11 protein-coding genes are annotated in these 11966 nt (G+C 32.1%); all 11 read left to right on the top strand.

Annotation, left to right across the window (positions count from 1 at the left end; all coding sequences use genetic code 11):
• Positions 1–358 precede the first annotated feature (358 nt).
• The 11 genes from CLOBL_RS01885 (at position 359) to CLOBL_RS01835 (ending at position 11827) form a co-directional block, all read left to right on the top strand.
• A complete protein-coding gene (locus CLOBL_RS01885; protein WP_077857444.1) occupies positions 359–1720 on the top strand; it encodes a nucleobase:cation symporter-2 family protein in 1362 nt (453 codons plus the stop codon).
• 304 nt (positions 1721–2024) lie between these two features.
• A complete protein-coding gene (yqeC, locus tag CLOBL_RS01880; protein ID WP_077857443.1) occupies positions 2025–2816 on the top strand; it encodes a selenium cofactor biosynthesis protein YqeC in 792 nt (263 codons plus the stop codon).
• A gap of 64 nt (positions 2817–2880) precedes the next feature.
• Positions 2881–3678, top strand: a complete 798-nt coding sequence (gene yqeB, locus CLOBL_RS01875) for a selenium-dependent molybdenum cofactor biosynthesis protein YqeB (protein WP_077857442.1) — start codon at positions 2881–2883, stop codon at positions 3676–3678.
• A 72-nt stretch (positions 3679–3750) separates the two neighbouring features.
• Positions 3751–4359, top strand: coding sequence for a sulfurtransferase-like selenium metabolism protein YedF (yedF, locus tag CLOBL_RS01870; protein WP_077857441.1), 609 nt, complete (start codon positions 3751–3753; stop codon positions 4357–4359).
• Between the two features lie 61 nt (positions 4360–4420).
• The gene (gene selD / locus CLOBL_RS01865) at positions 4421–5458 is read left to right on the top strand and encodes a selenide, water dikinase SelD (protein WP_077857440.1); all 1038 of its coding nucleotides are present in this window, start codon (positions 4421–4423) and stop codon (positions 5456–5458) included.
• Between the two features lie 95 nt (positions 5459–5553).
• Complete coding sequence (locus CLOBL_RS01860) at positions 5554–6705, top strand: double-cubane-cluster-containing anaerobic reductase (RefSeq protein ID WP_077857439.1); 1152 nt, start codon at positions 5554–5556, stop codon at positions 6703–6705.
• A gap of 45 nt (positions 6706–6750) precedes the next feature.
• A complete protein-coding gene (locus CLOBL_RS01855; protein ID WP_077857438.1) occupies positions 6751–7524 on the top strand; it encodes an acyl-CoA dehydratase activase in 774 nt (257 codons plus the stop codon).
• Between the two features lie 78 nt (positions 7525–7602).
• Complete coding sequence (locus tag CLOBL_RS01850; protein ID WP_179117663.1) at positions 7603–8175, top strand: nucleotidyltransferase family protein; 573 nt, start codon at positions 7603–7605, stop codon at positions 8173–8175.
• A 63-nt stretch (positions 8176–8238) separates the two neighbouring features.
• Positions 8239–9039 carry an FAD binding domain-containing protein gene (locus tag CLOBL_RS01845; RefSeq protein WP_077857437.1) on the top strand — a complete coding sequence of 267 codons (801 nt, stop codon included), beginning with the start codon at positions 8239–8241 and terminating at the stop codon, positions 9037–9039.
• Positions 9029–9475, top strand: a complete 447-nt coding sequence (locus CLOBL_RS01840; protein WP_077857436.1) for a 2Fe-2S iron-sulfur cluster-binding protein — start codon at positions 9029–9031, stop codon at positions 9473–9475. The genes CLOBL_RS01845 and CLOBL_RS01840 overlap by 11 nt, the downstream gene beginning before the upstream one ends.
• Before the next feature lie 75 nt (positions 9476–9550).
• Positions 9551–11827, top strand: a complete 2277-nt coding sequence (locus CLOBL_RS01835; RefSeq protein WP_077857435.1) for a molybdopterin cofactor-binding domain-containing protein — start codon at positions 9551–9553, stop codon at positions 11825–11827.
• The last annotated feature ends 139 nt before the right edge of the window (positions 11828–11966 follow it).

Genomic DNA, 11966 nt, shown 5'->3' with positions numbered 1-11966 from the left:
GTTAAAGATTTTATACGTATTGATAAAAATGGTATTTATGTTACAAGATGATGAAAATTTAATTAGATATAATTATGATTAAATAAAAATAAGGAGGAGAAGCTAAAAGGCATAAAAACTTAATTATATAGAAAGATTTTCTTGTAAAGTTTGTATTTTGACGAATTATAATAAAAAAATAAAAAAAAATATTCGATTTTTTTGTTTTTTATGATAGAATAATATTGCTAAGAAAGAAATTTATCATAAGTGATTTGTGTATGCAAATTTTCCATCTATGTAATATTTAAACATACATAGATAAAATTGAAATTATTTAAATTTAAAGTACTTAAGAATAATATTAAGGGGGCTTATTATGTCAAACAACAATTTAGAAAAAGAAAGTAAAGTAAATGAAATGCTACCAGTGAGCAAGCTTGCCATTTTAGGTTTACAGCATGTACTAGCTATGTATGCAGGTGCAGTAGCAGTACCATTAATTATTGGAGGAGCAGTTGGGTTAACACCAGAACAGTTAGCACTTTTAGTAGCAGCAGACTTATTTACTTGCGGTATTGCTACTTTATTACAAGCAATTGGTATAGGACCATATGTAGGTATTAGGCTTCCAGCAATCTTGGGTTGTACTTTTGCTGCAGTTGGACCATTAATCATTGTTGGTAAGAACTTAGGAATGGAGACAGCCTATGGTTCAATAATAGTAGCTGCAATTATTGTCGTATTAGTAGCACCATTGTATGGAAAGATATTAAGATTTTTCCCAACTGTTGTAACTGGTACAGTAGTTACCATGATCGGTCTTTCTTTAATAAATGTAGGAGTTACAAGTATTGGTGGAGGTTCAGGAGCTAAAGATTTTGGTAGTATAGAAAATCTTTTATTAGCAGCATTTGTAATGATTGTTATATTAATATCTAACAAATTTTTAAAAGGATTTTTCCAAGCAGTATCAGTTTTAAATGGTATTATCTTAGGAACAATAGTTGCTGCGTTTATGGGTAAAGTAGATTTTTCTGCAGTAGTAAGTGCACAATGGGTAAGTTTTGTACGTCCATTTAACTTTGGATTACCAAAATTTGATCTTGGATCAATAATTATGATGACTTTCGTTATGTTAACAGTTATGATTGAATCAACAGGTACATTCCTTGGAATTGGGAAGGTTTGTGAAAAAGAAATTACTGAAAAAGATATAGTACGTGGACTTAGAGCAGAAGGAATTGCAACAGTTTTAGGTGGGATTTTCAACTCATTCCCATACACAACATTCAATCAAAATTTAGGACTTTTAGCTTTAAGTAAAGTAAAGAGCCGTTTTGTTGTTGTAGCTTCTGGTATCATTCTTGTTGCCTTAGGGTTAATTCCTAAATTTGCTGCTTTAGCAACTATCATACCTCAACCTGTTATAGGTGGGGCTACAACGGTAATGTTTGCAATGGTTGCAGTTGCAGGAATTCAAATGCTTTCAAGTGTAGATTTTAATAAAAATTCTAATATGCTTATAGTTGCTTGTTCCATTGGTATAGGACTTGGAATTACGACTGTACCTAATTTGCTAGATAATACACCAGAAATTTTTAAGTCAATTTTTAGCAGTGGTATAGTTTCAACATCTGTAGTTGCTGTAATTCTTAATGCATTCTTAAACCATGGTAATAAAGAAAAAGACAGCGATATAAAAGATACAGAAGGTGATTCTACAGGTATGATAGTATAGTTTGAAATAATATTATACGTAGATTTCATAAGGCACATGAAAATAAATAACGAGTCCAAAATTGGGATGGATATTTTTTGATTGTGCTTAAAGTATAAGGATACAAAGTAAAGACTTCCTGTTATGTTATAACAACTGAATGTATAGCAATAACTGGGGGTTTTTGCTTTTATAATTAGCAAAGAATTTTAAAGTCATTACTTAACTATTATTTACATGAATGAAAACACAAAATATGCAATATAGAATCTTTAAAGAAACTTACATAGAAAATAAGAAGTGATTGTGCCTTAAAGGAGAAAGAATGAAAGTTTTTGAATGTGCTGATGGAGAAATAAAAGAACAAGAGTCATTGATGAAAGCTTTAAAAATAGATATTAATAAAAAGCAGGTTATTTCATTTGTTGGTGGAGGCGGCAAAACAAGCTTAATTTATAAATTAGGAGAAGAATTAAGTAAATTAGGAAAAAAAGTTATTGTAACTACGACTACGCATATGTTTATGCCGCCAAATAATGTAGTACTTACAGGGAAAAAAGAAGATATTGTTAAGCTTTTAGACTGTGAGAATTTAATTACAGTTGGAATAAAAGCTATAGAAAAAGGTATAAGTTTTAATGAAACGAATAAATCTAAGGAAGAGAAATTGGAAAAGATAAGTGGACTTCCAGTTAATATAGCTAAAGATCTCATAGAATTAGCAGATTTTGTTTTGGTTGAAGCAGATGGCTCAAAGAGGCTTCCACTTAAGGTTCCAGCAGAACATGAACCGGTAATACTAGAGGGAAGCAATCTAATTATTGGCGTATGTGGTATTGATGCAATTGGGAAAGAAATAGGCGAAACGTGTCACAGACCTAGTTTAGTCGCTGATCTGTTAAAGGTTGATATTAAGCATGTTGTTAATGAAAGCGATATTGCTAAAATATTACTAAGTGACAGAGGCTCAAAAAAAGATGTAAAATGTGATTACAAGGCTGTTATAAATAAAGTAGATAATGAAGAGCTGTTAAAGAAAGCTGTAAAAATTTCAAGTGAATCTTATAAATTAGGATTAACAGAGTTATTATTAACAACCTTTAGAGAAAAAATATAAAGTTTAAAAGATCAATAGTACTAGAAATAATACAGTGATGTGAAAGGAGTTATACACAATAAATATGATACTTATAAGAGGGGCTGGAGATTTGGCTACAGGTGTCGCACATAGATTGAAGAAATGCGGATTTGATATAGTGATGACAGAAATTGCAAAGCCAACAACAGTAAGAAGAACAGTAGCTTTTTCACAGGCAGTATATGATAAGGAAGTAGAAGTTGAGGGAATAAAAGCAATTTTAGCACAGGACAAAGATGAGATTTATGAGGTAATAGGCAAGGGAAATATAGCTGTAATAGTAGATGAAAATGCTGAAATCATGAAAGACATTAAACCTGAGGTAGTTATTGATGCTATAATAGGAAAAATAAATTTAGGAACTAATATTGATGATGCCAAAATTGTAATTGCTCTTGGACCAGGATTTGAAGCAGGAGTTGACTGCCATTGTGTCGTTGAAACACAAAGAGGGCATTATTTAGGAAAGGCCATATATAAGGGAAGTGCCATACCTAATACTGGAGTTCCGGGAAATATTGGAGGCTATACAAAAGAACGAATAATAAGAGCTGAAAGTGATGGCAAAATAATACCAGTAGCTAAAATAGGCGATTATGTAGAAAAAGGTGACATTGTAGCCTACGTAAATGAAACTCCAATTTTTGCTCAGTTAAACGGAATAGTCCGTGGAATGCTTCAAGAAGGAATAGAAGTACATAAAGGAATGAAAAGTGGGGACATAGATCCAAGATGCGAAAGAAATCATTGTTTTACCATATCAGATAAAGCAAGATCTATTGCAGGTGGAGTTTTAGAAGCAATTTTATTTCTAATAAACACTCAAAAAAGTAATCATTAATGATATCATATGTGGAATATTATATGAGAATTCATTATTAATAAAGATAGATTAAAAGGAGGGCGCCAAATTATGAATAAATTGATTGATGCTAAAGGAAAGGAATGTCCAATTCCAGTAATAATGGCAAAGAAAGAAATAGATAATGGAAATAAGAATTTTACAATTGAAGTTGATAATAATATTGCAGTGCAAAATTTACAAAAGTTAGCTAATAGTCAAGGTTTATTAATAGATGTAAAGGAAGAAAATAATATATTTAAAATTACTTTTATAAATAAAGGTAATGAATGTATAGAATGCAATGAAATGTTGAATGAATTAGAAGACAATAAAAATCAAACAGGCACTTGGTCTATATTTGTAGGAAAAGAAATCATAGGTGCTGGAAATGAGGAACTTGGAAAATCATTAATGAAAATGTTCTTCTACACAATAGCAGAAGACACTGATTTACCAAAATCAATTTTGTTTATGAATGACGGTGTAAAGGTTCCAACATTAAATGAACAGGCAATAGAACATTTAAAAGAACTTGAAGCAAAAGGCGTTGAAATTTTAACCTGCGGAGCATGCCTTAATTTTTACAAGTTAGAAAATGAGCTAAAGGCAGGAAAAGTAAGTAATATGTATGATATAACAAAGGCAATGAAAGAATCGTCAAAGGTTATTACACTATAACTGCAAACTGTGAATTTGAACTGTGAACCATAAATTGTAAACTAACAAAGTGGGGTGCTATATGACAAAAGATATAAAACTTACCAGCTTGGTTAAAACTTCAGGATGTGCTGCTAAAATAGGTCCAGGTGTTCTTCATAATGTTTTGAGTAACCTGCCTAAATTTGAAAATCCAAATTTACTTGTAGGATTTGATACTAATGATGATGCATGTGTATATAAGATTAATGATAATACAGTAGCAATTCAGACAGTAGATTTCTTCCCACCAATGGTTGATGATCCATACACCTTTGGGCAAATTGCAGCTGCTAATGCTCTTAGTGACATTTATGCAATGGGAGGGAATCCTGCAGTAGCCATGAATTTACTTTGTTTTCCGTCTTGTTTAGATACATCAGTTATGAGAGAAATACTTGCTGGTGGATATGACAAGGTTAAAGAAGCAGGAGCAGTAATTGCTGGCGGACATACAATATCAGATCCTACTCCTAAATATGGACTTTGTGTAAGCGGATTTGCACATCCAAGTGAAATACTTTCAAATAGTAATGCAAAATCTGGAGATTTGCTTGTACTCACAAAACCATTAGGTATTGGAATAATGAATACTGCTGCAAAAGCAGAATTACTAAGTGAAAGTAAAATCAAAGAAGTTACATCTATAATGTCCACACTAAACAAATATGCTAAGGAATGTACAAAAGGGCTTGATGTACACTCATGTACTGACATAACTGGCTTTAGTTTAGTTGGTCATAGTTATGAGATGGCAAGTGGAAGTAATAAAACAATAGAAATTTTTAGTGAGTATGTGCCTGTTATAGATGAGGCACTAGATTATGCGAAGATGGGGATTATACCAGAAGGAATGTACAATAATCTTGATTATTTGAAAGATAAGTTTAAGTTATCTTCAAATATTGCACAAGAACTGCAGGATGTGTTAATAGATCCGCAGACTTCAGGTGGGTTACTGCTTTCACTTCCAGAAAAGGCTGCTAAAGAGTTTATTTCAAGAATTGAAGCATTTACTTCTGATGCAAGAATTATTGGTCAGGTTATTGATAAAAGCGATAAACATATAATTATAAAATAGATACCGTAATGTAAAAACACTATAAGGCACATGAAAATAGGGTGGCAAATGGACTTGTTATTTATTTGATTGTGCTTAAGATGGGGGCAAGAATCATGGAATTACAAAAGAATTTACCAGAAATATTTGAAGAATTTGCAGAGAGCAGAAGGAATGCTTTTATTAAAGCCAAGGAACTAAAAGATAAAGATATACCGCTAATAGGTGTATTTTGTACTTATTTCCCACAGGAAATAGCATTAGCTATGGGGGCTGCTACTGTTTCACTATGTGCAACCTCTGATGAAACTATTGCCGATGCTGAGCAGGATCTTCCTCGTAATTTATGTCCATTAATTAAATCCAGTTATGGGTTTGCGAAAACGGATAAATGTCCATTCTTTTTCTTTTCAGATTTAGTTGTAGGAGAAACAACTTGTGATGGCAAAAAGAAAATGTATGAATATCTTTCAGATTTTAAACCAGTGCATGTTATGGAACTTCCAAATTCTCAAAGTGAAGCAGGACTTAAGCTATGGAAAAATGAAATCATCAAATTAAAATCAATTTTAGAAGAAATGTTTGATGTAAGGATAAGCGAAGATGATATACGAAAGGCAATTAAAATAAAAAATAATGAGCGTAAGGCCTTAAGGAAATTTTATGAACTTGGTAAAAAAGAACCAGTTGCAATGTTAGGCCAAGATATATTTAAGGTCATAAATGGAACAACGTTTAGTTTTGACAAAGAGCAGATACCAAAGCAAATGGACGAGCTAATTGAAAAAATTAATTCAGAATACGAGACTAAAAAGAACTATGAATCCAAACCACGTATATTAATCACTGGATGCCCTATTGGCGGTGCAGCTGAAAAAGTGATTAAAACAATTGAAGATAATGGAGCGTATGTAGTTGCCTTTGAAAATTGCAGTGTTGCAAAAGCTGTTGATGAATTAGTAGATGAAGAAAATCCAGATGTTTATGATGCACTTTCTCGTAAATATTTATCAATAGGATGCTCATGTATGAGCCCTAATCCTAATAGGATTAAACTACTTAATAAAATGATAGATGAATATAAGGTAGATGCTGTAGTAGATGTAATATTAACAGCCTGTCATACATATAACGTAGAAACTTTATCAATTAAGAGATTTGTAAATAATGAAAAAAACAGACCATATATGAGCATTGAAACTGATTTTTCTACTAGCGATATAGGTCAGCTAAATACAAGAATGGCTGCATTTATAGAAATGCTTTAACATAGCTTATGTATAAATTTTTGAATAAGAGCATAAGGAGAAGTTATGAAGGGATATACTTTGGGAATTGACTCGGGATCAACAACTACTAAGGGAGTGGTATTTGATGGGAGGAGTATTATCAAAAAAGTTATTATTAAAACTTCAGCAAAACCAAAGGAAAGTATTTATAAAATTTATAAGGAACTTTATTCTGAAGATATTAAATATACTATAGCTACAGGCTATGGAAGGGATTTGCTAAAGGAGGCTGATAAAACCGTTACTGAAATAACCTGCCATGCTCAGGGAGCAGCTTTTTTAAATCCGACTATTAGAGGTGTTATAGATATTGGTGGACAAGATTCAAAAGCTATTTTGCTAGATAACTCTTTGAATGTTATAGATTTTGTAATGAATGATAAATGTGCCGCTGGAACAGGCAGATTTGTTGAGGTTATGATGAGAATTTTAGAAGAAGATATTGATAATATTGATGAATTTGTTAAGGATAAAAATCCAGTAAATATATCTAGCATGTGTACTGTTTTTGCAGAAAGTGAAATTATAAGCCTTTTGGCAAAAGATGTGGATAGGGGAGATATTGCTTCTGGAATCATTCATTCCATTTGTAAGAGAACAGCTAATTTTGCACAAAAACTTAGTTTAGAGCAGGACGTATTTTTTAGTGGAGGCTTGGCAGCTTCAGAAACATTTAGAGAAATACTTGAAGGATATCTTAACAAAAGGGTAATAACAAATGCTCTAAGCCAATATGCCGGGGCAATTGGTGCAGCAGTTATTGGGTATAAAAAGATGGAAATGCAATCCAAAAGATAACTATTCTATAAGTTGTGATAAATAATGAAATGGATTATACACAAATTAATTTCAAGGTGTAGTTAAAAGGTGAGTATTATGAAAATAAATTTGATTTTACTGGCGGCTGGTAATAGTAATAGATTTAAAGGAAATAAATTATTAGCTGCAGTTAATAATAAACCAATGTATATGAATATTATCGAGAAGGTTTTAAAAATAAATTTTAATAAAATTATTTTAGTTACCCAGTATGAAGAAATTAAAGAGTCCATGCTAAAGCAAAATGTAGAAGTAGTTATGAATTATAATAGTGAACTTGGAATATCTCATTCAATTAAACTTGGAATACAAGAATCTGATGATGCGTATGCTTATATGTTTATGGTATGTGATCAACCATTTATAACTGTGGATAGCATAAAAGCATTAATCGATGTATATATGAAAAATAATAAGGGATTAGCTTGTGTTCAATATGAAAGCAATTTAGGAAATCCAACTATTTTTTCGAAAAAGTATAAGAATGCTTTGATGAACTTAAAAGGAGATATTGGCGGGAAGTATATAATAAATAAAAACTTAGATGATTTAGTGAGAGTTAAAATTTACGATAAATTAGAGGTAACAGATATTGATACAAGAGAAGAATTAGAGGACATAAAAATGTAGGAAATAACACTTGAATGTCAAAATAATATTTTTACATAGGAGTAAAATGGAGGTAAGAGGAATTTGTTTACGATTAAGAATTATGTGGTAGCAGAAAATCTGAAACAGGTTTATGAGTTAAATCAGAAAAAGAATAACACTATTTTAGGCGGGATAGCTTGGCTTAAGATGGGAAATCGTAATATTGATACAGCAATTGATTTGTCTAAACTTGGACTAGATAAGATTGAAGAAGATGAGGATGTATTTAAAATAGGATGCATGTGTACATTAAGAGATTTAGAAGTACATAAAGAATTAAATTCTTATTTTAATGGCGCAATAACTAAATCATTAATTCATATAGTGGGAGTGCAATTTAGAAATTGTGCAACTATTGGTGGAAGTATTTATTCACGATTTGGTTTCTCTGATATTTTAACAGCATTAATGGGTTTAGATGCTTATGTAGAGCTTTATAAAGGCGGAATAATTCCTTTAGAGGTATATAAGGATATGCAATATGATAATGATATTTTATTAAGAATAATAATAAAAAAAGATTCTAGATCAGTATCATATATAACACATAGAATGAGTGCAACAGATATTCCAACACTAGCAGTTGCCGTTTCAAGAAATGAAGGCAAATGGAGAGTAGTATTAGGTGCTAGACCTCAGAAAGCAATGGCAGTCAAGCACTCAGAAGAGATGCTAAGTGAAATTCCAAGTAGAGAAGAAATTGAGTCTTTATTGAGCAGTATAATTAAAAATGTAAAATTTGAAAGCAATATGAGAGGAAGCAAAGAATATAGACAAGTTCTAGCTAAAGTACTTATTAATAGAGCAATAGAGGAAATTACAGGAGGCACTTATGCAAATTAAATTATGGATAAACAATAAGCTATTTGAAGATGATATACAGGTTGATATGCTGCTGCTTGACTACTTAAGAAGCAAGGGCTTTTATAGTGTTAAAAGGGGATGTGAAACTGCAAATTGCGGATTATGTACTGTGCATCTAGAAGGAAAACCAATTTTATCCTGTAGTACTTTAGCAATGAAGGCAAATGGATTTCATGTAACAACCCTTGAAGGTATGCAGGCTGAGGCAGAAGAATTTGGTGCATTTATGGCGGGTCAAGGAGCAGAACAATGTGGCTTCTGTAGTCCAGGTTTTGTAATGAATGTTTTAGCAATGAAGAAAGAACTAAAAAATCCAACTGAAGAAGAGATTAAACAATATCTTGTAGGAAATTTATGCCGCTGCACAGGATATATGAGTCAGTTAAGAGCAGTAAAAAAATATTTGAATATGTAGCTGATAATGCTGGAGCGCAGTTGAAATTATACGGAAAAGTTCATTAAATAATTGTTTTAAATAAGGAGAATTAAGATGAGTTTTGTAAACAAGGGGATAAGAAAAAAAGATGCAATGTCGCTTGTGACAGGTAAGCCAGTGTATACAGATGATATAGCACCAAGTAACTGTTTAATTGTAAAAGTTCTAAGAAGTCCACATGCTCATGCCTTAGTGGAGGATATTAATATAGAAATAGCAAATAAAGTACCAGGAATTGAGTGTATCTTAACTTATAAGGATGTTCCTAAATCTAGATTTACTATGGCTGGACAATCTTATCCAGAGCCAAGCCCCTATGATAGATTGATTTTAGATAAAAGAATTAGATGTGTTGGAGATCCTGTTGCAATAGTTGCAGGTATTGATAATAAATGTGTAGATAAAGCATTAAAACTAATTAAAGTAAAATATGAAGTTTTAGATGCTATATTGGATTTTAGAGAAGCTAAGGACAATAAGATTTTAGTTCATCCAGAGGAAGATTTTAAGGCGCTATGTGATGTTGGAGTAGACGCTAAAAGGAACCTCTGCTCATGTGGTGAACTTGAAATAGGAAATGTGGAAGAAGAATTAAGCAAATGTGACTATATAATTGAACAGACTTATCATACAAAAGCTAACAGCCAGGCCATGATGGAGACTTTTAGAACCTTTACTGAGTTAGATACTTATGGAAGATTAAATATAACAAGTTCAACTCAAATTCCTTTCCATGTAAGAAGAATATTATCAAATGCTCTTGAAATACCAAAATCTAAAATAAGAGTAATTAAACCAAGAATAGGTGGAGGTTTTGGGGCTAAGCAAAGTGTTGTAGCAGAAGTTTTTCCTGCTATAGTAACTTTAAAAACAGGGAAACCAGCAAAGATGATTTTTACCAGAAAAGAAAGTATGACTAACGGAAGTCCAAGACATGAAATGGAGATAAAGGTCAGGCTGGGTGCAGATAAAAATGGTGTAATTAAAGCTATAGATGTCTATACATTATCAAATGCAGGAGCATACGGTGAACATGGACCAACTACAGTTGGACTGTCTGGACATAAATCAATGCCTCTTTATGGCACCGCTAATGCATATAGATTTAATTTTGATGTTGTTTATTCAAATACAATGGGCGGCGGAGCTTATAGAGGATATGGAGCAACACAGGGAATATTTGCATTAGAATCTGCAGTTAATGAATTAGCAGCAAAACTTAATATGGACCCAATTAAAATAAGAGAAATTAATATGGTAAGAGAAGGACAAGTTATGCCTGCTTATTATAATGAAACAGCTAATAGTTGTGCGTTAGATAAGTGCTTAGAAAAAGCAAAAGAAATGATTGAATGGGATAAAAAGTATCCATGTAGAGATATGGGAAATGGAAAAGTGAGATCAGTAGGTGTTGCTATGGCTATGCAGGGATCAGGAATATCTAATGTAGATACTGCAGCGGTTGAAATAAAGTTAAACGATGATGGTTTTTACACCTTAATGATAGGTGCATCAGAAATGGGAATGGGCTGTGATACAATACTTGCTCAGATGGCAGCAGACTGTTTAGATTGTGATATTGACAACATAATTGTCCATGGAGTTGATACAGACCAATCACCTTATGATACAGGTTCTTATGCTTCAAGTACTACTTATATTACTGGTGGTGCAGTGGTGAAAACCTGTGAGACATTAAGAAAAAAGATAATTGAAGAAAGTTCTAAGTTACTTAACTGCTTAGCAGAAAATTTGGATTTTGATGGTGAAAAAATATTTTCACTTGAAGATAATAAAAGTATTACTTTAAAGGAATTGGCTAATGCGACATATATTGCTGGAAGCAGTATGTTAAGTGCTAGTGAATCAAATTCTTCGCCGATTTCACCACCACCATTTATGGTTGGAATCGTAGAAACTGAGATAGATAAATTAACAGGAAAGCTTGAAATAATAGATTATGTTGCAGTTGTAGACTGTGGAACTGTTATAAATCCAAATCTTGCGAGAATTCAAACTGAAGGTGGAATCGCTCAAGGAGTAGGAATGGCTTTATATGAGGATATTACATATGATAAGAATGGCAGGATGAGAAATGATTCCTTCCTGCAATATAAAATACCAACTCGTCTTGATGTAGGTAATATAAGAGTAGAATTTGAAAGTAGCTACGAACCAACAGGACCATTTGGAGCAAAGTCAATAGGTGAAATTGTAATAAATACGCCATCTCCAGCTTTGGCTAATGCAGTTTACAATGCTACAAAAGTGAATATAAGAACATTACCAATAACAGCAGAGAAAATAGCTATGGGAATGCTTGAAAAATAAGATTACAAATATTATTATAAGTTCAACTAAGATTAGGAAGCAAAATAGGCTACACCTTAATCTTAGTTAAATTTTATTAAGTGATTAGGCACATGAAAATAAATAACAGGTCCAAGGTTGCCTTGAATATTTTTCATCA

The sequence above is a fragment of the Clostridium sp. BL-8 genome (genome assembly GCF_002006495.1).
Classification (GTDB): Bacteria; Bacillota; Clostridia; order Clostridiales; family Clostridiaceae; genus Clostridium.
This window is presented reverse-complemented; position numbering and strand designations above follow the sequence as displayed.